The 21,239-nt window shown below is 67.4% G+C and carries 23 protein-coding genes and 1 riboswitch; of the genes, 8 read left to right on the top strand and 15 right to left on the bottom strand.

All coding sequences use genetic code 11. The features are described from left to right. Positions 1-242 precede the first annotated feature (242 nt). The 3 genes from G6N35_RS16470 to disA all read left to right on the top strand — a co-directional run bounded on the left by G6N35_RS16470 (position 243) and on the right by disA (position 3,418). The gene (locus tag G6N35_RS16470) at positions 243-800 is read left to right on the top strand and encodes a copper chaperone PCu(A)C domain-containing protein (RefSeq protein WP_163805221.1); all 558 of its coding nucleotides are present in this window, start codon (positions 243-245) and stop codon (positions 798-800) included. Between the two features lie 66 nt (positions 801-866). Next, the gene (gene radA, locus G6N35_RS16475; RefSeq protein WP_163805222.1) at positions 867-2,312 is read left to right on the top strand and encodes a DNA repair protein RadA; all 1,446 of its coding nucleotides are present in this window, start codon (positions 867-869) and stop codon (positions 2,310-2,312) included. Further along, the gene (gene disA, locus G6N35_RS16480) at positions 2,303-3,418 is read left to right on the top strand and encodes a DNA integrity scanning diadenylate cyclase DisA (RefSeq protein ID WP_163805223.1); all 1,116 of its coding nucleotides are present in this window, start codon (positions 2,303-2,305) and stop codon (positions 3,416-3,418) included. Before radA ends, disA begins: the two co-directional genes overlap by 10 nt. Here disA and G6N35_RS16485 read toward each other — a convergent pair. Together G6N35_RS16485 and G6N35_RS16490 are read right to left on the bottom strand one after the other, a co-directional pair. After that, a complete protein-coding gene (locus G6N35_RS16485; RefSeq protein ID WP_179967474.1) occupies positions 3,415-4,176 on the bottom strand; it encodes a flagellar basal body-associated FliL family protein in 762 nt (253 codons plus the stop codon). The genes disA and G6N35_RS16485 overlap by 4 nt on opposite strands. Before the next feature lie 89 nt (positions 4,177-4,265). Beyond that, positions 4,266-4,883: a carbonic anhydrase gene (locus G6N35_RS16490; protein WP_163805225.1), complete on the bottom strand. Its 618-nt coding sequence runs from the start codon at positions 4,881-4,883 to the stop codon at positions 4,266-4,268. Positions 4,884-4,920: 37 nt separating this feature from the next. On the opposite strand from G6N35_RS16490, the gene G6N35_RS16495 reads away from it, so the two are divergent. Beyond that, positions 4,921-5,808, top strand: coding sequence for an iron-sulfur binding domain-containing protein (locus G6N35_RS16495; protein WP_179967369.1), 888 nt, complete (start codon positions 4,921-4,923; stop codon positions 5,806-5,808). 161 nt (positions 5,809-5,969) lie between these two features. On the opposite strand, the gene G6N35_RS16500 is transcribed toward G6N35_RS16495, so the two are convergent. Then, on the bottom strand, positions 5,970-6,929 hold the full coding sequence (locus G6N35_RS16500; protein ID WP_163805227.1) for a helix-turn-helix domain-containing protein: 960 nt from the start codon (positions 6,927-6,929) through the stop codon (positions 5,970-5,972). Positions 6,930-7,000: 71 nt separating this feature from the next. Between G6N35_RS16500 and G6N35_RS16505 the strand changes: the two genes are divergently transcribed. After that, positions 7,001-7,285: a hypothetical protein gene (locus tag G6N35_RS16505; protein ID WP_163805228.1), complete on the top strand. Its 285-nt coding sequence runs from the start codon at positions 7,001-7,003 to the stop codon at positions 7,283-7,285. Here the strand turns inward: G6N35_RS16505 and G6N35_RS16510 are convergent. Further along, positions 7,256-8,032 carry an alpha/beta fold hydrolase gene (locus G6N35_RS16510; protein ID WP_163805229.1) on the bottom strand — a complete coding sequence of 259 codons (777 nt, stop codon included), beginning with the start codon at positions 8,030-8,032 and terminating at the stop codon, positions 7,256-7,258. The two genes, G6N35_RS16505 and G6N35_RS16510, sit on opposite strands and share 30 nt — an antisense overlap. A 55-nt stretch (positions 8,033-8,087) precedes the next feature. Here G6N35_RS16510 and mhuD point away from each other — a divergent pair, with 55 nt between their 5' ends. Then, positions 8,088-8,402, top strand: coding sequence for a mycobilin-forming heme oxygenase MhuD (mhuD, locus tag G6N35_RS16515; RefSeq protein WP_163805230.1), 315 nt, complete (start codon positions 8,088-8,090; stop codon positions 8,400-8,402). Further along, positions 8,380-9,768: a serine hydrolase gene (locus G6N35_RS16520; RefSeq protein ID WP_407664556.1), complete on the top strand. Its 1,389-nt coding sequence runs from the start codon at positions 8,380-8,382 to the stop codon at positions 9,766-9,768. The genes mhuD and G6N35_RS16520 overlap by 23 nt, the downstream gene beginning before the upstream one ends. On the opposite strand, the gene G6N35_RS16525 is transcribed toward G6N35_RS16520, so the two are convergent. The 7 genes from G6N35_RS16525 to lysS form a co-directional block, all read right to left on the bottom strand. Next, the gene (locus G6N35_RS16525) at positions 9,759-10,310 is read right to left on the bottom strand and encodes a histidine phosphatase family protein (RefSeq protein WP_163805232.1); all 552 of its coding nucleotides are present in this window, start codon (positions 10,308-10,310) and stop codon (positions 9,759-9,761) included. The genes G6N35_RS16520 and G6N35_RS16525 overlap by 10 nt on opposite strands. After that, positions 10,307-11,107: a CbtA family protein gene (locus tag G6N35_RS16530; protein ID WP_163805233.1), complete on the bottom strand. Its 801-nt coding sequence runs from the start codon at positions 11,105-11,107 to the stop codon at positions 10,307-10,309. The genes G6N35_RS16525 and G6N35_RS16530 overlap by 4 nt, the downstream gene beginning before the upstream one ends. 23 nt (positions 11,108-11,130) lie before the next feature. Beyond that, the gene (locus G6N35_RS16535) at positions 11,131-11,343 is read right to left on the bottom strand and encodes a CbtB domain-containing protein (protein ID WP_163805234.1); all 213 of its coding nucleotides are present in this window, start codon (positions 11,341-11,343) and stop codon (positions 11,131-11,133) included. Between the two features lie 24 nt (positions 11,344-11,367). Then, positions 11,368-11,489, bottom strand: a riboswitch (cobalamin riboswitch). After that, positions 11,490-11,858 (bottom strand): YbjQ family protein, encoded by a 369-nt coding sequence (locus G6N35_RS16540; protein ID WP_163805235.1) that lies wholly within the window; start codon positions 11,856-11,858, stop codon positions 11,490-11,492. It abuts the riboswitch before it with no gap. 148 nt (positions 11,859-12,006) lie between these two features. Further along, positions 12,007-14,535 (bottom strand): ATP-dependent protease ATP-binding subunit ClpC, encoded by a 2,529-nt coding sequence (gene clpC1, locus G6N35_RS16545; protein ID WP_163805236.1) that lies wholly within the window; start codon positions 14,533-14,535, stop codon positions 12,007-12,009. Positions 14,536-14,781: 246 nt separating this feature from the next. Beyond that, complete coding sequence (lsr2, locus tag G6N35_RS16550; RefSeq protein ID WP_163805237.1) at positions 14,782-15,123, bottom strand: histone-like nucleoid-structuring protein Lsr2; 342 nt, start codon at positions 15,121-15,123, stop codon at positions 14,782-14,784. A gap of 115 nt (positions 15,124-15,238) precedes the next feature. Continuing rightward, positions 15,239-16,774, bottom strand: coding sequence for a lysine--tRNA ligase (gene lysS / locus G6N35_RS16555; RefSeq protein ID WP_163805238.1), 1,536 nt, complete (start codon positions 16,772-16,774; stop codon positions 15,239-15,241). Between the two features lie 23 nt (positions 16,775-16,797). Here lysS and G6N35_RS16560 point away from each other — a divergent pair, with 23 nt between their 5' ends. Further along, positions 16,798-18,078 carry an alanine racemase gene (locus G6N35_RS16560; protein WP_163805239.1) on the top strand — a complete coding sequence of 427 codons (1,281 nt, stop codon included), beginning with the start codon at positions 16,798-16,800 and terminating at the stop codon, positions 18,076-18,078. Here the strand turns inward: G6N35_RS16560 and G6N35_RS16565 are convergent. Genes G6N35_RS16565 through G6N35_RS16580 form a run of 4 tightly spaced genes read right to left on the bottom strand, consistent with a single transcriptional unit; the run spans position 18,075 to position 21,176 of the window. Next, the gene (locus G6N35_RS16565; RefSeq protein ID WP_163805240.1) at positions 18,075-18,890 is read right to left on the bottom strand and encodes a type III pantothenate kinase; all 816 of its coding nucleotides are present in this window, start codon (positions 18,888-18,890) and stop codon (positions 18,075-18,077) included. The genes G6N35_RS16560 and G6N35_RS16565 overlap by 4 nt on opposite strands. 2 nt (positions 18,891-18,892) lie before the next feature. Continuing rightward, positions 18,893-19,309, bottom strand: a complete 417-nt coding sequence (gene panD, locus G6N35_RS16570; RefSeq protein ID WP_163805241.1) for an aspartate 1-decarboxylase — start codon at positions 19,307-19,309, stop codon at positions 18,893-18,895. Further along, on the bottom strand, positions 19,309-20,241 hold the full coding sequence (gene panC, locus G6N35_RS16575) for a pantoate--beta-alanine ligase (protein ID WP_163805242.1): 933 nt from the start codon (positions 20,239-20,241) through the stop codon (positions 19,309-19,311). The genes panD and panC overlap by 1 nt, the downstream gene beginning before the upstream one ends. Continuing rightward, positions 20,238-21,176, bottom strand: coding sequence for a Rossmann-like and DUF2520 domain-containing protein (locus tag G6N35_RS16580; RefSeq protein ID WP_163805243.1), 939 nt, complete (start codon positions 21,174-21,176; stop codon positions 20,238-20,240). Before G6N35_RS16580 ends, panC begins: the two co-directional genes overlap by 4 nt. Positions 21,177-21,239: the final 63 nt, after the last annotated feature.

Here is a 21,239-nt window from a genome sequence, read left to right on the forward strand (position 1 = left end):
GCGAACGAGCGCGGGGATCAACGATGCAGGTCAGGGGCACCGTAGGTGAAGAGTGGGGGTTGACAGGGTGACGAAAGCGTGCAACGCGCCGGGTTTGTGAGACCGATTCCGGCAACCCCTCGACACGTTGCCGACGAGGTAGGGCAACCCTTGGGTACCGCGTGGAGACGGGACCTACTACGCTACATAGTCGAATCGCGGCGGCGAGATCTGCCGACCGCACGGCCGAGCAGGAGGCTGCTGTGAACCGCTTGTCGAACCGCCTTGTGGTAGCAACCGCGGCCCTGGCCGCCGGTGGTCTACTGCTCACCGGATGCGGATCGGGCCAGATCTCGCAGACCGCCGGCCAGGAGGCCGCGATCAACGGCAGCACCGGCAACGTCAAGAACATCGCGCTGCGCAATGTGCACCTGCAGGCAGTGCAGAAGGGTGACGCTCTCAAGCCCGGGCGCACCGTTGAGCTGATCTTCGTGGCAGCGAACAACTCCCCCGACGTCAACGACAAGCTGGTGGGTATCAGCACCGACGTGGGCTCGGTCGATGTCAGCGGCCCGACGGCGATCCCGGCGAACTCCCGGCTGGTCGTCGGCACCCCTGACGGCCAGGACGAGGTCGAGGCGCTCAGCAGCGCACAGCCGACCAGCGCCGAGGTGACGTTGAGCCAGCCCATCAGCAACGGCCTGACGTACACCTTCAAGTTCGACTTCGAGAAGGCCGGCGAGGTTTCCGTTGCAGTGCCGATCTCGGCGGGTAACGCGCCCCGCCAGGACGAGGTCGGCGCCGGCGGCGGGCACGGCTGAGTCCGGCCGGATCGTCGCGGCGGGTTGATCGCCGGATCTGTCATACCCACCCGATAGCGTCAACGCGTGGCCAAGGTTCGGGTGCAATACCGCTGCTCAGAATGCCGGCATAGCACCGGTAAATGGGTCGGCCGCTGCCCCGAATGCGGCACCTGGGGCACCGTCGAGGAGGTTTCCGCACCTCCGTTGGCGGCCGGGACCGCGCAGCGTGCGGTGGTTCCGTCGTCGCCCGCGGTGCCGATCAGCTCGATCGACCCGGACCGCACCCGCCACTTTCCCACCGGGGTCAGTGAACTGGACCGGGTCCTGGGCGGCGGGGTGGTTCCCGGCTCGGTGAGCCTGCTGGCCGGTGATCCGGGGGTCGGCAAATCGACGCTGTTGCTCGATGTGGTGCACCGGTGGGCCAAGGCAGGCCGGCGAGCGCTCTATGTCTCCGGCGAGGAGTCCGCCGGGCAGATCCGGATGCGCGCCGAACGCACCGGATGCACCCACGACGAGGTGTTCCTGGCCGCCGAATCCGATGTGAACACCGTGCTCGGGCATATCGAAGCGGTACAGCCCAGCCTGGTGGTCGTCGACTCGGTGCAGACCATGACCGCCGACACCGACGGGGTGGTCGGCGGGGTGACCCAGGTCCGGGCGGTGACCACCGCATTGACCGCGACCGCGAAATCCACCGGGGTGGCGATGGTGCTCGTCGGGCACGTCACCAAGGACGGTGCCATCGCCGGTCCGCGTTCGCTGGAACATCTGGTGGACGTGGTGCTGCACTTCGAGGGCGACCGCAATTCCGCGCTGCGGATGGTACGCGGGGTGAAGAACCGGTTCGGCGCGGCCGACGAGGTCGGGTGTTTCCTGTTGCACGAGAACGGGATCGAAGGCGTGGCAGATCCGTCCGGGCTGTTCCTCGACGAGCGGCCCACCCCTGTCCCGGGCACGGCGGTCACGGTGACGCTGGACGGCAAGCGCCCGATGATCGGTGAGATCCAGGCGCTGCTGATGGCACGCGGTGAGCATGCCCAACAACGCCGCGCGGTCAGCGGCATCGACAACTCGCGGGCGGCGATGATCGCCGCGGTGCTCGAGCGCCGGGGCGGACTCAAGGTCAGCGCGACCGACATCTACCTGTCCACCGTGGGCGGGATGCGGCTGATGGACCCGTCCTCGGATCTGGCCGTAGCGATGGCAATGGCCTCTGCCTACGCCGACATGCCGCTGCCCAGCACCACGGTGGTGGTCGGCGAGGTGGGCCTGGCCGGAGATCTACGCAAGGTCACCGGAATGGACCGCCGACTGGCCGAAGCGGCCCGCCTCGGGTTCACCACCGCACTGGTTCCGGTGGGCTGCGGAGCGGTCCCCAAGGGCTTCCGGGCGATCGAGTCGGCCACCCTCGGCGACGCGCTGCGCTCGATGCTGTCCATCGCGAAATCCCCGTACGACAAGGTCGTCACGCAGATTCGGCGGGACAGGTCGAGTAACGAGGACGACGCAGTGGACAATAAGTGGCTGTGAGCACCGTCAACCGGTCTAATGGCTCGGCACCGCCGGCGGCTGCCAACCTTCGGGACACCATCGGTCGGCTGGCGCCGGGCACTGCCCTGCGCGACGGCCTGGAGCGCATCCTGCGCGGTCGCACCGGCGCGCTGATCGTGCTGGGCCACGACGAACGTGTCGAAACGATCTGCGACGGTGGCTTCTCCCTGGACGTGCGATTCGCGCCGACCCGGTTGCGTGAGCTGTCGAAGATGGACGGGGCCGTGGTGTTGTCCACCGACGGTTCCCGGATCGTGCGGGCCAACGTCCAGTTGGTTCCAGATCCCACGATTCCCACCGACGAGTCAGGCACCCGGCACCGCTCGGCCGAACGCACGGCCATCCAGACCGGCTACCCGGTGATCTCGGTCAGCCACTCGATGAACATCGTCACTGTCTACGTCGCCGGTGAGCGGCACGTGGTGGCCGACTCGGCGACCATCCTGTCGCGGGCGAACCAGGCGATCGCCACCCTGGAGCGCTACAAGGCTCGCCTCGACGAGGTGTCCCGCCAGCTGTCGACCGCCGAGATCGAGGACTTCGTCACCCTCCGCGACGTGATGACGGTGGTGCAGCGCCTGGAGATGGTGCGGCGTATCGGGCTGGAGATCGACAACGACGCCGTCGAACTCGGCACCGACGGCCGGCAGCTGCGGCTGCAGCTCGAGGAGCTGCTGGGCGGTAACGACACCGCCCGCGAGCTGATCGTGCTGGACTACCACGCCAACCCGGACCCGCCCACCAAGGCTCAGGTCAGCGGGACACTGGCCGAGCTCGACGCGCTCTCGGACACCGAACTGCTCGATTTCACCGCGCTGTCGCGGGTGTTCGGTTATCCCTCGACCGCCGAGGCTCAGGATTCGGCGCTATCGGCCCGCGGGTACCGGGCGATGGCGGGGATCCCCCGATTGCAGTTCGCGCATGTCGACCTGCTGGTGCGCCGGTTCGGTTCACTGCAGGGTCTGCTTGCCGCGAGCGCCACCGATCTGCAGTCCGTCGATGGGATCGGTGCCATGTGGGCGCGGCACGTCCGAGAGGGGCTCTCGCAGCTGGCCGAGTCGACGATCGCCGACCGGCTGGTCTAACCCGCAGGTGCGGGCGGCGCTTCGGCCGGAGCCGCAGCGGGTGCGTCGGCGGGCGGAGCACCTGGCGGCGGCGCCTCGGCGAGGATGAAGGGCACTGCGGCCGAGCGCAGATTACCCAGCTGCACCACCAGGTTGTAGGTGCCGGGGCCGATCGGCTGACGCGGCAGCGGGCACTGCGGCGCCGAGCCCATTCCCGTCCAGGTCACCTCGGTGGTCACCTGCTCACCCGGGTTGAACGTCTTGACCAGCGTCTCGTTGGACGGCGCGCAGTCGAGGTTGGACCAGAGCCGCTTGTTGTCCAGCGAGTAGACGTAGGCGGCCAGCACTGCGGCACCGACATCGCGCTTGCAGGCCACCAGCCCGATGTTGGTGACGACCATGGTGAACTTCGGCTGATCGCCGATGACGTACTGCGGCTGATTCGTGATGCCCTTGACCGCCAGCGTCGAGTCGGGGCAGTCGTCACCCTCCTTGAGTACCGGCGGCGGGGCAACGGCTTCGGTCGGAGTCGGGGTGGGCGAGGCCGCAGCGGAGGCGGACGGCGGCGGGGCGATGACGGGGGTCTTGTTCTCCGGTTGCGGGTTCTGGGTCGCAGATGCGGCGGGCTTGACGGTGCTCTTGGAATCCGAGCTGCCGCCGAATACGGCGTAGGCCACCCCGATGATGATGGCGAGAACCAGGGCCACGAGACCGATCGCCAGTCCACGGCGGCGCCAGTAGATTTGCGAGGGCAGCGGGCCACGCGGTTCGAGATCCAGATCCAGCACGATCTCACGGTAAGCCCAGGTCACCGCCAGCTGGCCGACCTGACTCGGCGTGTCGCCTTGTTTGCCAGCCGGATTAGTGATTATTCGCCGATGTCACCGAAATTCTTACGGAGGGCGACCTTGCCGTCGGCGAGATGGTAGGTGAGTCCGACGATGGCCAGACTGCCCTGGTTGATCTTGTCGGCGATCGCTGTGGAGCGCGCCATCAGCTGGGCGGCGGTCTCGGTGACGTGGCGCGCCTCGAACTCGTCGACCCGGGTCAGGCCGTCGCGGCGGCCCAGCAGGATGGACGGGGTGACTCGCTCGACCACGTCGCGGACGAACCCGAGCGGGACCTGCCCGCCGTCCAGGGCGGACAGGGTGGCCTTGACCGCGCCGCAGCTGTCGTGGCCGAGGACGACGATCAGCGGGACGTTGAGCACGCTGACGGCGTACTCGATGGAGCCGAGCACCGCTGAGTCGATGACATGGCCGGCCGTACGCACCACGAACATGTCGCCCAGGCCCTGGTCAAAGATGATCTCCGCAGCGACGCGGCTGTCGGCACAGCCGAACACCACCGCGGTGGGCCGCTGCTCGGAGGCGAGGCTGGCCCGGTACTCGATGCTCTGGCTCGGATGCTCGGGCTTACCCGCGACGAAGCGCTCGTTACCCTCCTTGAGTGCCTTCCACGCTGTCACCGGGCTGCTGTTTGGCATGGGCCCTATTCTGCACTGCGCCCGCTGTGAGTACGTCGTGAGCATCTCCCCGCCCGAACTCGTCGACTGGTATGCCCAGGCCCGGCGCGATCTTCCGTGGCGCGACCCGGACGTGACGGCCTGGCAGATCCTGGTCAGCGAGTTCATGTTGCAGCAGACCCCGGTGGCGCGGGTGGCGCCGATCTGGCTGGATTGGGTGGCGCGCTGGCCCACCCCGTCGGCCACCGCCGCCGCCGGTGCCGCCGACGTGCTGCGGGCCTGGGGAAAGTTGGGGTATCCCCGGCGGGCCAAGCGGCTGCACGAGTGCGCTTTGGTGATCGCCAGCGACCACGGCGACGTGGTGCCCGATGACGTCGAGGTGCTGCTCACCTTGCCTGGTGTCGGGGCCTACACGGCGCGGGCGGTGGCGTGTTTCGCCTACCAGAAGCGGGTGCCCGTGGTGGACACCAACGTGCGGCGGGTGGTGGCCCGCGCTGTGCATGGCTTGGCTGACGCGGGCAACCCGTCGGCGACGCGCGATCTGGCCGACGTCGAGGCGCTGCTGCCCGAGAATGCCACTGCCGCAACATTTTCGGCAGCGCTGATGGAGCTGGGTGCCACGGTGTGCACGGCCCGTTCACCCAAGTGCGGCATCTGCCCGCTCAGTGTGTGCGCGTGGCGGGCGGCCGGTTATCCGGCGTCGAACGGTCCGGCGCGCAAGGCGCAGGGCTACGCCGGTACCGATCGTCAGGTTCGGGGCCGGTTGATGGATGTGCTGCGGGCCAGCTCGACCCCGGTGGAGCGGGCCGCACTCGACGTGGTGTGGCTGCGCGACCCGGCACAGCGCGATCGCGCGCTGGACTCGCTGCTGGTGGACGGGTTGGTCGAGCAGACCGCCGACGGCCGGTTCGCCCTGGCCGGCGAAGGCGACGATGCGGGAGCGTAGCGACCGAGGAGGAGCCGAGCAGACAGGTCCGAAGGCGACGATACGGGAGCGTAGCGACCGAGAAGGAGCCGAGCAGACCGGACCGAAGGCGACGATGCGGGAGCGTAGCGACCGAGGACGAGCCGAGCAGACAGGTCCGAAGGCGAGTAGGTAGCGGCGACTCAGGAGGCCTGGGCGAAGCGGCGGCGGTAGTCCGACGGTGTGACGCCGACGATGCGGCGGAAGTGGTGGCGCAGCAGGGTGGCATTGCCGAAGCCGGCCCGCTCGGCGATGCGGTCGACGTCGAGGTCGGTCTCCTCGAGCATCCGCCGCGCATAGAGCACCCGCTGGTCGGTGACCCACTGCATCGGGGTGGTGCCCGTCTCCTCGACGAAGCGACGCGCGAAGGTGCGCGCCGACATGCTGGCCCGCCGCGCGAGGCTGGCCACCGTGTGCGGCGTACCGAGGTTGCCGAGTATCCAATCAAGTTGCGGCGCAAAACCTTCCGAACATCGAGCCGGGATCGGCTGGTCGATGTACTGACGCTGGCCGCCGTCGCGCTGCGGCGGCACCACCATGCGGCGGGCAATGGTGTTGGTGACCGCACTGCCTAGTTCGCGGCGCACCAGATGCAGGCTGGCGTCGATGCCCGCGGCGGTACCGGCACTGGTGACCAGATCGCCGTCGTCGACGAACAGGACGTCGCGGTCAACGATCGCCGACGGGAAGCGCCGGGCGAGTTCTTCGGCATGCATCCAGTGCGTGGTCACCCGCCGGCCGTCGAGCAGACCAGCGGCCCCGGCGATGAAGACCCCGGAGCACACGGTCAGCACGGTGGAACCCGCCGCATGCGCGGCGCGCAGCGCCTCGAGGGCTTCCGGCGGGAAGGCCTCCGGCGGCCCGCCCACCGCCGGCACCGCGACCACGTCGGCACCCATCAGATCGTCGAGCCCGTGCTCGGGCACCAGTTGAGCACCGACGCTGGTGCGCAGCGCCTTTCCCGGTTGTGGGCCGCAGACCTTGAAATCGAAGTTGGGCACACCGTCGGCGGAACGGTCGATGCCGAAGACCTCGCAGATCACCCCGAACTCGAAGATGGTGACGCCGTCGAGGACGAGCGCGGAGACGCTGCGCAATGCCATGGCAGTATTTTATCGCACGAGGTCAGTTCTGCCACTAGTGGCGGGATCTGCATGGGCGAAGCATTACTGCCATGACCGCGATGATCACCTTCCTCTTGCTGGCAGCCCTGGTGCTGGCCCCGTTCGGCGTGGTGGCCGTCGTCGCCACCGTGTCGCATCGGGACGGCTCGCTGCGGCTGCAGTCCCGCCAATTCAGGATCGCCGCCCCGTTCGTCGGCCGGCTCTACGACGATGGCAATGACCATGTCCACGACGCCGACGCCCGCCGAGTCGGGCACGAATTGGATGCCATCCGAACCCGCTTCGAAGAGCACCCGGTGTGGCCGTCACCCGGTGTGTTCGGGGAGCGCCGCTAGGAACTCCTCGACGGCCTCGCGATAGGGATCGGGTGCGTCGTCGTGCACCAGGTGGCCTGCGCCCGGGACTCGGACGTAACGGGCACGCTCGCCCGCCATCTCCTGCATGCGCCGCATCTGACCGGGCGGGGCCACCGAATCACCCGCCTCGATCAGCAGCACCGGCGCCCGCACCGTCCGCCACTGCTCCCAGTAGTCCCGGGTGCCCCATTGCGCCGCGATCTCGATCCAGCGGGCCGGCTGGCCGTGCAGGCGCCAGCCGGTGGCGGTCCGATCGAACGCCTCCAGGAAATACCGGCCCGCCACCGGACCGAACGCGTCGTAAACCTCTTCGGCAGTGGAGTATTCGACCGGTAACGCGTGCACCCAGGGTTCCCACGGGCCGGTAGTGCGGCCGACGAAATCCGGGGCCATGTCCTCGACGACGAGCGCGCTGACCAGATCGGGCCGTTGCCCGGCCAGACACCAGGAGTGCAGGCCCCCCATCGAATGCCCGACCAGGATCACCGGTTCGCCAAGGGAACCGACCGCGGCACCGAGGTCCTCGACGAACCGTTCGGTGCTGACCGGGGCGTCGTCGTCGACTTCGCGGCCGCGGTGCCAGGGCGCGTCGTAGGTGTAGACCGCGCCGAAGCGGCTCAGCCACGGAACCTGCCGCGACCAGGTGCTGCCCCGGCCCATCAGCCCGTGCACCAGCACCAGCGGCCGTCCGTCGCCACCCTGGTGGGTCAGCAGTGCGCTGTTCACCGCTTCATCTTGCGCGGTGGGCCGACGCCACAGGCGCGCGCGGTAGCCTTGCGCCATGTCCGTGGTGAAGATCAACGCAATCGAGATACCGCCGGGTGCCGGCCCCGAACTGGAGAAGCGGTTCGCCAATCGCGCCCACGCCGTCGAGAACCAGCCGGGCTTCCTCGGGTTCCAATTGCTGCGGCCGGTCAAGGGTGAGGACCGCTACTTCGTGGTCACATCGTGGGAGAGCGAAGAGGCCTTCCAGGCCTGGGCCACCGGCCCCGCCATCCACGCCCATGCCGGGGAGCGGGCCAATCCCGTGGCCAAGGGAGCCCACCTGCTCGAGTTCGAGGTTGTGTTGGACGTTGCCGGGACCGGCAAGGCTTAGCGCACGCCGGGTGCGCCGCAGCGCGGTGGCCAGAGCATGGGCTCGGGCTTTCTCGACGACCACCGCGATCGTGTCGGCGGCAGCCCTGGCGAGCAGTTGCGCACCGGCCCCAGCGCCACCGGCCAACGCCGGTGCGCCCGTCCGGATCGAGACCAACACCCCGCAAGGTGTGCGCGCCCAGCAGGTCATGGACATGCTGAACTCCGACTGGCCGATCGGAGCTCCCAGCGTCAAGACGCTGGCCGCACCCGACATGGTGAACTCGGTCGCTACGGCCATGGACTCGCTGTGGTGGGATAGGCCCTACACCCTGGCCGGCGTGGACATCGGCGCCGGGGTGGCCACCCTGCATCTGCTCAGCTCCTACGGTGCTCGGCAGGACATCGAAATCCGCACCGGCGACGACACTTTCGTGCGCCGCTTCGTCGTCACCACCGAGAAGCCCGCGATCAACTCCTGGCAGGATGTCGACGCGGCACTGAGCCGGACCGGTGCGCGCTACTCCTGGCAGGTGTCGAAGGTCGACGATGGTCGCTGCACCAAGGTCGCCGGCACCAACACCAGCCAATCCCTGCCACTGGCTTCGATTTTCAAGACCTACGTCCTGTTCGCGGTCGAGACCGCGGTGCGGGCGGGCACCCTGAGTTGGGACGACAAGCTCACCATCACCGCCGAGGGCAAGAAGCTGGGTTCCTCCGGTTTCGACAAGCTGCCCCCCGGCTCGCAGATCACGGTGCGGCAGGCAGCCGGCAAAATGATCGCGACCAGTGACAACATGGCCACCGACATGCTGATCGGCCGACTGGGCACGCACGCGATCGAACAGGCGCTCGTCGACGCCGGTCACCATGATCCGTCCAGCATGGTGCCGTTCCCCACCATGCGCGAGATCTTCGCCGTCGGCTGGGGTAATCCCGATGTTCGTGAACAGTGGAAAACTGCAACCCCGCAGCGCCGGGCAATCCTGTTGCAGGAAGCCAACTCCCGACCCTATGACCCGGATCCACAGCGCACCCACGCTCCGGGTTCGGCCTACGGCGCGGAATGGTACGGCAGCGCCGAGGACATCTGCCGGGTGCACGCCGGACTGCAGCACAACGCCGTCGGGCCCGCCGCCCCGGTCAAGGACATCATGTCGGAGATCTCCGGCATCGACCTCGACCGTGCCGAGTGGCCCTACATCGGGGCCAAGGCCGGCAACCTGCCCGGCGACTACACGTTCAGCTGGTACGCCGTAGACCGCACCGGACAGGCCTGGGTGGTCAGCTTCCAGTTGAACTGGCCCCGGTTCCACAGCGGCAACGCAGGCGGCTGGATCATGACGATCATCAAGCAGGTGTTCGGGCTACTGCCGCACTACCGCTGACCCCAGCGCAGTGTCCACCGCCCGCGGTGGTGCAACACGGTGCGGGTGGCAGGCGCAATATCGATGCGCCAGAAGGACTTCGACGGGGCGTCGAGGGCCACCAGGATCGCGGCGCGCACCACCGCCGGATGGGTGACCGCAACGATCCGTCCCTGGCCGCCGCTGATGTCGTCCAGCCACGCCCGCACCCGGGAGATGAGCGCCTCGATCGACTCGCCGCCGTGCGGGGCGCTCTCCGGGCGGCTCAGCCACAGCGCCACCTCTTCGGCAGGCGGTTCCGACAGCGGACAGCCCCGCCAGCGGCCGACGTCCAGATCGGCAAGTCGGGCGTCCACCGCCGGTTCCAGCCCCAGCCGCTCGGCGGTCTGCCGGGTGCGGATTTCCGGCGCGGTGAGCGCCAGCTGCACCGCACCGATATCGACGAGAGCGTCAATCTGATTGCAGCCCAGGGTGTTCAGCGGTTCGTCATCGGCGAATCGTCCGGCTGCCATGGCGTCGGTCATGGCGTGCGACACCAGGGTCAGCCGGACGACGTCGCTCACGCAGTGATTGTTTCCTTCGCCTTGCCGTCGAGCAACCGCGACAACATGGCGGCGCCGAGGAGACCGATCGTGGTCCAGACGATCACCTGGGTGCCCAGTGCATACAGCCGAAACTCGTAGAGATCGGTGGCGGGGAAGCCGGGAAATACGATCATCCCGGTCTCATCGCGGATCGGCCCCGGCGTCTCACTGATGCTCGGCAGGATGAGCATGACGCCCACCACCGCGACGATGTAGGCACCGCCCGCGGCCAGAGTCGCGTTCCACGCCCCCAGCTTCGGGACGAGCTGGAAGGCGAGGTACACGGCTGCGACCATCAGAAGTGCTGACAGCGCCACCATCAACACGTACAGCAGGGCACGTTGTCTGATGGTTTCGGCCAGGCTCGTCGCCGGTGGATTCGGCGGGTACTTGAGCGCCGGCACCACCCAGAGCGCGATGAGCATCGCCCCGGCGACCAGCACCGCCAACTTGCGTGCCGAAACGTGGTCGATCCGGCTGTAGGCGATGCAGAACACGACGGCGAACAGTGCCCCGAGCGCAACGCTGAACGCCAGGACGCCGAATCCCATGCCGACAGTGGACTGAACGGTCCTCGAGAAGAGTTCGACGCCATCTTCGTGTCCGTGGCTGTGCCCTGCGGCCATCGCCATGGACTCATGTGCGGCGGTGGTGCCGTCCTCGAAGTCGATGGCGCGGCCGACGATCGGCTCGATGAAGATCTTCGACCAGATGAACGCGAGAACACCGGCTACGGCGCCAGCCAGAATGCCGCGCCAGATGATGTGCTTTTCCATGTGCCTGATCAGGTCCCGCCGAGTCAGTGGCAGGGGAACCCGAGCAGGTGGCGTGCGTCGTGCACGAATTCGTGGATGTACATGTTGTCGCCGAAGACCGACGTGGCGCCCTGGTCGACGCCGACGAAATAGAGCACCAGAAGGGCGAAGAATGCCGTGGTGGCCAACCACACCACCGCCTTCGTCGCGGAGAGGTCGACGGCGCGGGTGGCTTTACGGGCGTGCGGAGATGTCATGTCAGTCCTTTCCCGGAAGTTCGCGTCCCGGTTCGGTCGATGACGAGTGTCGGGTCTGACTGTGTACAGTGGCGCGACCGTTCTGGATTCTCACCAGATTCCTCGACTCGTCTATTACATCGAGAATCGTAGACCCAGGGGCCGGATCAGGCGGACCCGTACCCCAGTTGTTGAGCGGTGTACTTTGCCGCGTCGGTCACGGGGACGGCTTGGACCGCCGTGCCGTAGGCGCAGATCTCGGTCCAGACGTCGCCGAGTTCGGTGGTATCGAAACGCATCGCGACGATCGCGTTGCCGCCGCGGTTACGGGCCTCGGCCATCAGCCTGCCCATCGCCTCGTTGCGGCTTTCGGCGAGATTCTTGGTCATGCCCTGGATCTCGCCGCCGAACATACTCTTGAAGCCTGCGCCCATCTGGGCGAAGGCATTACGCGACCGTACGGTCAAGCCGAACACCTCGCCGCACACTCGCTGGATCTCCCAGCCCGGGATGTCATTGGTGGTCACAACAAGCATGAGCAGAGGTTAGCGGCCACCACGAGTGTGCACACTCATACGCGCTGCGCGGCGCGTTGCGTACGAAACCGCACAGTCGTCGTGACTGTCGGGCCGGGGCAAGCGAAAGGCCCCCGGCACTGCCGGGGGCCTTCGCGCGACAAGCGCTCTACTCGCTGGGCGTGCCCGCGCTGGCGAGATCGGGCTCGGCCGTCTCGGTCCGCTTGGGCCCACCGTGGAAGGTGAACTTGGCGTCCTCGCCCTGGCCTTCGCCGTCCCAGTTCTCGACGTCGACGGTCACCAGCTGACCCGGGCCGACCTCCTCGAAGAGGATCTTCTCCGAGAGGGCGTCCTCGATCTCGCGCTGGATGGTGCGGCGCAGCGGCCGCGCCCCCAGCACCGGGTCGAACCCGCGCTTGGCCAACAGGGCCTTGGCCTTGTCGGTCAGCTCCATCTCCATGTCCTTGGTCTTGAGCTGCTTGGACACCCGGCCCACCATCAGGTCGACCATCTGGATGATCTCGTCCTGGGTGAGCTGGTGGAACACGATGATGTCGTCGATGCGGTTGAGGAACTCCGGGCGGAAGTGCTTCTTGAGCTCGTCGTTGACCTTCTGCTTCATCCGCTCGTAGTTGTTCTCGCCACCACCGGAGGTGAAGCCGAGACCGACCGCCTTGCTGATGTCGGACGTACCGAGGTTCGAGGTGAAGATCAGCACGGTGTTCTTGAAGTCGACCGTGCGGCCCTGGCCGTCGGTGAGACGACCGTCCTCGAGGACCTGCAACAGGGTGTTGTAGATCTCCTGGTGCGCCTTCTCGATCTCGTCGAACAACACGACGGAGAACGGCTTGCGACGGACCTTCTCGGTGAGCTGGCCGCCCTCTTCGTATCCGACGTATCCGGGCGGGGCACCAAAGAGCCGCGACGCGGTGAAGCGGTCGTGGAACTCGCCCATGTCGATCTGGATGAGCGCGTCGTCGTCGCCGAAGAGGAACTCCGCCAGCGCCTTGGACAGCTCGGTCTTACCGACACCGGACGGGCCGGCGAAGATGAACGAGCCCGACGGGCGCTTGGGGTCCTTCAGGCCGGCGCGGGTGCGGCGGATCGCCTTCGAAACTGCACGGACGGCATCTTCCTGGCCGATGATCCGCTTGTGCAGCTCGTCCTCCATACGCAGCAGCCGAGTGGTCTCCTCCTCGGTCAGCTTGAACACGGGGATGCCGGTCCAGTTGCCGAGCACCTCGGCGATCTGCTCGTCGTCGACCTCGGCTACGACGTCGAGATCACCTGAGCGCCACTGCTTTTCACGCTCGGCACGCTGGGCTACCAGCTGCTTCTCGCGATCCCGCAGCGATGCCGCCTTCTCGAAGTCCTGCGCGTCGATCGCGCTTTCCTTCTCCCGGCGCGCATCGGCGATCTTCTCGTCGAACTCCCGCAGGTCTGGCGGAGCGGTCATCCGGCGGATCCGCATCCGGGCGCCGGCCTCGTCGATCAGGTCGATCGCCTTGTCCGGCAGGAACCGGTCGTTGATGTAGCGGTCGGCCAGGGTGGCCGCCGCGACCATCGCGGCATCGGTGATCGAGACCCGGTGGTGGGCCTCGTAGCGGTCGCGCAGACCCTTGAGGATCTCGATGGTGTGGGCGACCGTCGGCTCACCGACCTGGACCGGCTGGAACCGGCGCTCCAGGGCGGCGTCCTTCTCGATGTACTTGCGGTACTCGTCGAGGGTGGTGGCGCCAATGGTCTGCAGCTCGCCACGGGCGAGCTTCGGCTTCAGGATCGAGGCGGCGTCGATAGCGCCCTCGGCGGCACCTGCGCCGACGAGCGTGTGCAGCTCGTCGATGAACAGGATGATGTCGCCGCGGGTGTTGATCTCCTTGAGCACCTTCTTCAGGCGCTCCTCGAAATCACCGCGGTAGCGGCTGCCCGCGACCAGCGAACCCAGATCCAGGGTGTAGAGCTGCTTGTCCTTCAGCGTCTCGGGCACCTCGCCGTGCACGATGGCCTGGGCCAGGCCCTCGACGACGGCGGTCTTGCCGACGCCGGGCTCGCCGATCAGCACCGGGTTGTTCTTGGTACGCCGGCTCAGCACCTGCATGACCCGCTCGATTTCCTTCTCCCGGCCGATGACCGGGTCGAGCTTGCCCTCCATGGCGGCAGCCGTCAGGTTGCGGCCGAACTGGTCGAGGACCAGGGACGTCGACGGATTGCCCGACTCCCCTCCCCGGCCACCGGTGCCGGCCTCGGCGGTCTCCTTGCCCTGGTAGCCGGACAGCAGCTGGATCACCTGCTGACGAACACGCGTCAGCTCGGCGCCGAGCTTCACCAGCACCTGGGCGGCCACGCCCTCGCCCTCGCGGATCAGGCCGAGCAGGATGTGCTCGGTGCCGATGTAGTTGTGGCCGAGCTGCAGCGCCTCGCGCAGGGACAGCTCGAGAACCTTCTTGGCACGAGGGGTGAAGGGGATGTGGCCCGAGGGCGCCTGCTGGCCCTGGCCGATGATCTCCTCGACCTGGCTGCGGACCCCCTCCAGGGAGATACCCAGCGATTCCAGGGACTTGGCGGCTACGCCCTCACCCTCGTGAATAAGACCCAACAGGATGTGCTCGGTCCCGATGTAGTTGTGGTTGAGCATCCGGGCTTCTTCTTGAGCCAGGACGACGACCCTGCGGGCACGGTCGGTAAATCTCTCGAACATCGGTGGTTACCTGCTCTCCATCACGATTTAGGTACGACGGTAGGCACCGCGCGCCTGTCGTCCACTCTAATGGGCGGTCCCGAGAGGTGCCCTCCCTTGCCCCACCCATACCGCATTACTGCGGTGGACACAGCAGACCAACGCGGGAGAACACCGAATCGTTTCCCGTCATCACCGGCGTTGACTTCGCCCCGAGCGAAAGTGGCTGACGAGACGATGACGTGGGCCGGTGAGGACGGCGCCGGCTTAGGTCGCGGCGTGGAAAGCGTCGATGATGTCGGCGGGGATACGGCCGCGGGTGGAGACCTTGTGGCCGTTGCGGCGAGCCCACTCCCGGATGGCGGCGCTCTGCTCGCGGTCGATGGAGGCGCGGCCGCGTCCGGGCGGACCCGAGCGGCCACGGCGGCGGCCACCGACCCGGCGACCCGCCTCGACCCACGGCTTCAACTCGTTGCGCAGTTTCTGCGCATTCTTGGCGGAAAGATCGATCTCGTAGCTCACACCGTCGAGCGAGAATTCAACTGTTTCGTCGGCCGCACCTTCACCGTCGAAATCGTCGACGAGGGTGACGGTAACTTTTTTGGCCATCAGCTCACGTGGTCCTTCTGCTTGTGCACGACAAGCGATTGATGAAACGCCTCCCCTTGTGAACTAATGTGCCACATTGCTGCAACGCATTCAACCGAGCTCAGGTCGGTGCACTTCAGTTGCCGTGCCGCCGAACAATCGGGAACAAAACAGTCTCGCGAATTGACAATCCGGTGAGAACCATCAGCAAGCGATCGATACCCATTCCGGTCCCCGTGGTCGGCGGCATCGCATACTCCATCGCAGCCAGGAAATCCTCGTCGAGCGCCATCGCCTCGTCGTCACCCGCGGCGGCCGCCCTGGCCTGCGCTTCGAACCGTTCCCGCTGGATGATCGGGTCGACGAGTTCGGAGTAGCCGGTGGCCAACTCGACTCCGCGCACGTAGAGATCCCATTTCTCGGTGACGCCGGGGATACTGCGGTGCTGGCGGGTCAGCGGTGTGGTCTCCACCGGGAAGTCCTTGACGAATGTCGGAGCCCACAACGTGTCGCCGACGGTGTGCTCCCATAGCTCCTCGACGAGCTTGCCGTGGCCGTAGCCGCGGTCCCGTGGGATCTCGAGATCGAGCCGGTCGGCAATGGCGAGCAGGTATTCCAACGACGTGTCGGGCGTGATCTCTTCGCCGAGAGCCTCCGACAACGATGGATACATTTGAATCGCCGGCCATTCGCCGTCAAGATCAAAGATTGTGCCATCCGGCAATGGCACTTGACGTGTGCCGATGGCCTCGTCGGCGACTTCTTGAATAAGTTCCCTGGTGACGACCGCGGAATCGTCATACGTGCCCCACGCCTGATATGTCTCCAACATCGCGAATTCCGGTGAATGCGTGGAATCGGCACCTTCGTTCCGGAAGTTGCGATTGAGTTCGAAGACTTTCTCCAGGCCGCCCACCACGCAGCGCTTGAGGAACAATTCCGGCGCGATTCGCAGGTAGAGGTCGGCGTCCAGAGCATTGGAATGGGTGATGAACGGGCGGGCGGCCGCGCCGCCGGCCAGCGTCTGCAGCATCGGCGTCTCCACCTCGAGGAAGCCGCGACGCTCCAGCGCATTGCGCACCGCACGCACCACGGCGATGCGCTGGCGGGCCACCGTGCGCGCCTGGGGCCGCACGATCAGATCGACGTAGCGCTGCCGGACCCGCGACTCTTCGCTCATCTCCTTGTGCGCGACCGGCAGCGGCCGCAGCGCCTTGGCCGCCATCTGCCAGGAGTCGGCGAGGACCGAGAGTTCACCGCGCCGCGAACTGATCACCTCACCGTGCACGAACACGATGTCGCCCAGGTCGACATCGGACTTCCACTGCTCGAGCGCCTCTTCACCGACACCGGCAAGGCTGATCATGGCCTGCAGCTGGGTCCCGTCACCCTCCTGCAAGGTGGCGAAACACAGCTTGCCGGAGTTGCGCGCAAACACCACCCGGCCGGTGATGCCGACGATGTCCCCGGTGGCGGAGTCGGCGGGGAGGTCGGGATAGGCGGCCCGGATCTCGGCCAGCGAATGGGTACGCGGCACCGTGACCGGGTAGGGGTCCCGCCCTTCGGCCAGCAGCCGCTCCCGCTTGCCCTGCCGGATGCGGAACTGCTCTGGGACCTCAGCTCCCTCGGCCTCGGTGTACGAGTCATTGTCCGGTGCATCAGCAGAGCTCACGACGTGCCAGCTTAAATGAGTCGGTGAAGTCGCTCATCAACGCCGCAGCGGTGGCGGCTCTGGCCCACGAGCGAGTGGACTGGCGGTTCAAGGGTCTGCCGGTCTCCTGGTCGGGTCGCACGGTGGCACAGATCTGCGCCGAGCGGCCCGATCTGTTCGCCGGCGGGCCGCTGGGGCCGGTGTGCGTGCTGGACGCCGCGGCCCTGGAACACAACCTGCAGACGATGGCCCAGTGGTGCGCCCGGCACGGGGTCGAGCTGGCCCCGCACGGCAAGACCCACATGGCGCCACAGTTGGTGGCCCGGCAGTTCGAGGCGGGCGCCACCGCGGTGACGGCGGCCACGGTCAGCCAGGTGCGGACCTACCGCGCGTTCGGCGTGCGCGAGGTGGTGCTGGCCAACGAGCTGGTGGATCCGGCCGGTCTGGCGTGGCTGGCCGCCGAACTGGATTCCGACGACGGGTTCCGGTTGCTCTGCTGGGTCGATTCGGTGCGCGGCGTCGAGCTGATGGACCGGGCGCTGGATGCGGGGGGCGGCCGCAGGCCCGTGGACGTGTGCGTCGAACTCGGTGCGCCGGGGACCCGAACTGGGTGCCGCGACGACGACACCGCCGATGCGGTGGCGCAGGCGGTGCTGGCCAGCAGACGGGTGAGGCTGGCCGGGGTCGCCGGATACGAGGCCGCACTGGGGCATGACGTATCGAGCGCCGGGGTGCGGCCGGTGCTGGATTATCTGCGCCGGCTGCGTGCCACCGCAGTGCGGCTGGCGCCGCTGTGCGAGAGCGACGAGATGATCGTGACTGCCGGTGGCAGTACGCATTTCGACGTGGTGGCCACCGAACTGCTCGGCGCCTGGCGCACGATCGTGCGCAGCGGGGCCTACCTGACCAACGACGACGGGCTGTACCACCGGACCTCACCGCTGACCCGGCCGGGGGCATCGGGCGCCGGGCTCCGTGCCGCGCTGCACGTGTGGGCACAGATCAGCTCCCGCCCGGAGCCGGGCCTGGCCCTGGTGACGATGGGCCGTCGGGATGTCTCCTTCGATCAGGACATGCCCGTGCCGCAACGGCTTCGAACGCCATCGGGGTGGACCGACGGCGCGCTCGCCGAATGCGAGGTGACCAAGCTGAACGACCAGCACGCGTTCCTGCAGCTGTCCGAGACTGCCGACACGCAGATCCAGGTCGGCGATTGGATCGAGTTCGGGGTGTCGCATCCGTGCACCGTGTTCGACAAGTGGCAGCTGATCCCGGCCCTCGACGAGCGCGGCCGGGTGGTCGACCTGGTGCGGACCTTCTTCTAGCGGCCCGGCTTGAGCTTGCCGCGCTGGCCGTCCCGGTTGCGCTCGTAGACCATTCGCAAACCGTCCAGGGTCAGGTGCTTGTCGTAATGGGCGACCGTACTCAGGTCGGGCAGCAGCAACGGCGCGGTATGGCCGGTGGCCACCACCGCCACATCGGCACCGGCGAACCCGTCGACATCCTCGCGGATGCGCGAGATCAGACCGTCGACCAGCCCGGCGAAGCCGAACACCGCACCGGCCTGCATGCACTCGACGGTGTTCTTGCCGATCACCGATCGCGGCCTGGTCAGCTCGACCCGCCGCAGCGCCGCCGACCTGGCCGCAGCAGCGTCAGAGGACACCTGGATACCGGGGGCGATTGCGCCACCGAGGAATTCACCCTTGGCGGACACCACGTCGACACAGATCGACGAACCGAAATCCACCACGATGGCGGGCGAGGAGAACTTCGCGTACGCGGCGAGGCAGTTGACGATGCGGTCGGCGCCCACCTCCTTGGGATTATCGACCAGCAGCGGTATGCCGGTGCGCACGCCGGGCTCGATGAGCACGTGCGGCACGGAGGGCCAGTACTGCTCGAGCATGAGGCGTACCTCGTGCAGCACCGATGGCACCGTGGACAGTCCGGTGGCTCCGGTCAGCTGCTCGGAATCATCGCCGATGAGCCCTTCGATGGTCAGCGCGAGTTCGTCGGCGGTGACCTCCGACTCGGTCCGGATACGCCACTGCTGAGCCACTTTGGCGTGATCTCCCGAACCGGAGATCAGTCCGACGACGGTGTGGGTGTTGCGGACGTCGATGGCGAGCAGCACGGCTAGCGCGCACCTCGCGGTGAGAACAGATCGGCGACGTCATCGGGCACATGCGCGGGGTCGTCACCGAGGTCGACCTGCCGGTTGCCGGCGTCGACGAACACGATGCGGGGCCGGTATTCGCGGGCCTGGGCGTCGTCCATGGTGCCGTAGGCGATCAGTATGACCAGATCACCGGGATGAACCAGATGCGCTGCGGCGCCGTTGATCCCGATCACTCCTGAACCTCGCTGACCGGTGATCGCGTAGGTGACCAGTCGGTTGCCGTTGTCGATGTCGACGATGGTGACCTGTTCGCCTTCGAGCAGGTCGGCGGCTTCCATCAGATCGGCGTCGATGGTCACCGAACCCACGTAGTGCAGGTCGGCATGGGTGACCGTGGCGCGGTGGATCTTGGACTTCAGCATGGTCCGAAACATCAATTTCTCCAGCTTATTTCGTTGTTGGCGTCATGGCCCGCACCGGGCGGGGCAGAGTTGGTCGACAGGTCGATGGCGATGTTGTCCAGCAGGCGGGTGCTGCCCAGCCGGGCGGCGATCAACATCCGGGCCGGGCCGAAGGCCGGGGCGGGCTCGAGCCACGGCCCGCGCACCTCGAGATAGTCGACCTTGATGGCGGGCACCTCGTCGAGAACCGCGCGGGCCGCGTCCAATGCCGGGCCGACACCGTCTGCGGCACCGTACATACCGGCCAGCAGCGCCGAGGACAGCGCGCAGGCCTGTTCGCGCTCTTCGGGATTCAGGTAACGGTTGCGCGACGACATGGCCAGGCCGTCGGACTCCCGCACGGTCGGGACCCCGACGATCCGGACGTCCACGTTCAGGTCGTCGACCATCTGGCGGATGAGAACGAGCTGCTGGTAATCCTTCTCACCGAAGAAGGCCCGATCGGGCTGCACGATCTGCAGCAGCTTGAGCACCACGGTGAGCATGCCGGCGAAATGCGTCGGGCGCACCGCACCTTCGAGTTCGGCACCCAGCGGTCCGGGATGCACCGTGGTGCGCTGACCGTCGGGATACATCGCCGAGGCGGTCGGGGCGAACACCACCTCGACACCTTCACCGGCCAGCAGTTCCAGGTCGGCGTCCAGTGTGCGGGGGTAGGCGTCGAGGTCCTCGTTGGCGCCGAACTGCAAGGGGTTGACGAAGATCGACACCGCCACCACGGCTCCCGGTACCCGCTTGGCCGCCCGGACCAGGGCCAGATGGCCGTCGTGCAGCGCACCCATCGTCGGCACGAGCATCACCCGCCGGCCGGTGTGCCGCAACGCCCTGGTGACATCCGACACCGACTGAGGGGTCGGGTACACGTTGAGCTGCCCGGCGCTGAACTTCGGCGCCGCCTTGCTCATTGCCGCCGTCCTTGGCCGGCCGACCAGTCCGTCAACACCTCAAAGACCTCCTTGGAAACCCGCGCACGCTGGGCGGTACGCAGAGAGTTTGCGCAATATGCTTGCGCCAGTGCGGAATCCACTTCATTGAGAGCAGCAAGGTGACCCGCCACCGCGGTCGCGTCGCCGCGCGCCACCGGACCGGTCAGCGCGGACTGCCCACGTTGCAGGGTGTTCTCCAGCGCGGCGCGGGCCAGCGGGGCCACGATCCGCTCGGCCAGCCCGCCCGGTGCAGTGCCGATGAGTTCCTGTCCGAGCAGCTCCTGCCCGGACAGCGCGGCACGCAACGCATCGAGCGCGTCGGCGACCACCGTGACGACGTGATTGCTCGCGTGCGCCAGAGCCGCGTGATACAGCGCGCGAGCGTCCTCGCGGACCCGGAACGGCTCGCCGCCGATCTCGAGAACCAGCGACTGGGCGATGGCATAGCCGATCTCGTCGGCGGCGGTGATACCGAAGCACGTCTCACTCAGCCGCACCACATCGTCGTCGGAACCGGTGAACGTCATGGCCGGGTGGATGGCCAGCGGCACGCACCCCTGCTCGGCCAGCGGGGCCAGGATGCCGACTCCGTTGGCACCGGAGGTGTGCACCACGATCGTTCCCCGCCGCACCGACCCGGTGGCGGCAAGACCGTTGACCAGTGCGGCCAGTTCCGAATCGGGGACGGTCAGCAGCAACAGCTCGGCACTGTCGGCCACCTCCGGCACCGGAAGCACCGGGGTGTCGGGCAGCCGCCGCTGCGCCAGCCGCAGGGAGGTGTTCGAGATCGCGCTGCAGGCGACCACGACGTGGTCTGCTCGTTCGAGAGCCAAGCCGAGCGCAGTGCCGACCCGCCCGGCCGAGATGACGCCCACTTTGAGGCGCGCCGGGCGCAAGCCATTGGGGGTCCCCACCTAGACGACCTCACTGACGTCGATTCGTTCCAGTCCTGCTCTGCCGGTACCGGACGGTCAGCA

Origin of the sequence: Mycolicibacterium anyangense (genome assembly GCF_010731855.1) — a bacterium.
In the GTDB taxonomy this organism is placed as follows: Bacteria; Actinomycetota; Actinomycetes; order Mycobacteriales; family Mycobacteriaceae; genus Mycobacterium; species Mycobacterium anyangense.

Coding starts and splice junctions, on each gene's coding strand:
- panD (WP_163805241.1), bottom strand. CDS start 19,309: ATGTTTCGGACCATGCTGAAGTCCAAGATCCACCGCGCCACGGTCACC.
- mhuD (WP_163805230.1), top strand. CDS start 8,088: ATGTCCGTGGTGAAGATCAACGCAATCGAGATACCGCCGGGTGCCGGC.
- G6N35_RS16490 (WP_163805225.1), bottom strand. CDS start 4,883: ATGCCAAACAGCAGCCCGGTGACAGCGTGGAAGGCACTCAAGGAGGGT.
- G6N35_RS16500 (WP_163805227.1), bottom strand. CDS start 6,929: ATGGCATTGCGCAGCGTCTCCGCGCTCGTCCTCGACGGCGTCACCATC.
- clpC1 (WP_163805236.1), bottom strand. CDS start 14,535: ATGTTCGAGAGATTTACCGACCGTGCCCGCAGGGTCGTCGTCCTGGCT.
- G6N35_RS16540 (WP_163805235.1), bottom strand. CDS start 11,858: ATGCTTGTTGTGACCACCAATGACATCCCGGGCTGGGAGATCCAGCGA.
- G6N35_RS16535 (WP_163805234.1), bottom strand. CDS start 11,343: ATGACATCTCCGCACGCCCGTAAAGCCACCCGCGCCGTCGACCTCTCC.
- panC (WP_163805242.1), bottom strand. CDS start 20,241: ATGAGCAAGGCGGCGCCGAAGTTCAGCGCCGGGCAGCTCAACGTGTAC.
- lsr2 (WP_163805237.1), bottom strand. CDS start 15,123: ATGGCCAAAAAAGTTACCGTCACCCTCGTCGACGATTTCGACGGTGAA.
- G6N35_RS16505 (WP_163805228.1), top strand. CDS start 7,001: ATGACCGCGATGATCACCTTCCTCTTGCTGGCAGCCCTGGTGCTGGCC.
- G6N35_RS16530 (WP_163805233.1), bottom strand. CDS start 11,107: ATGGAAAAGCACATCATCTGGCGCGGCATTCTGGCTGGCGCCGTAGCC.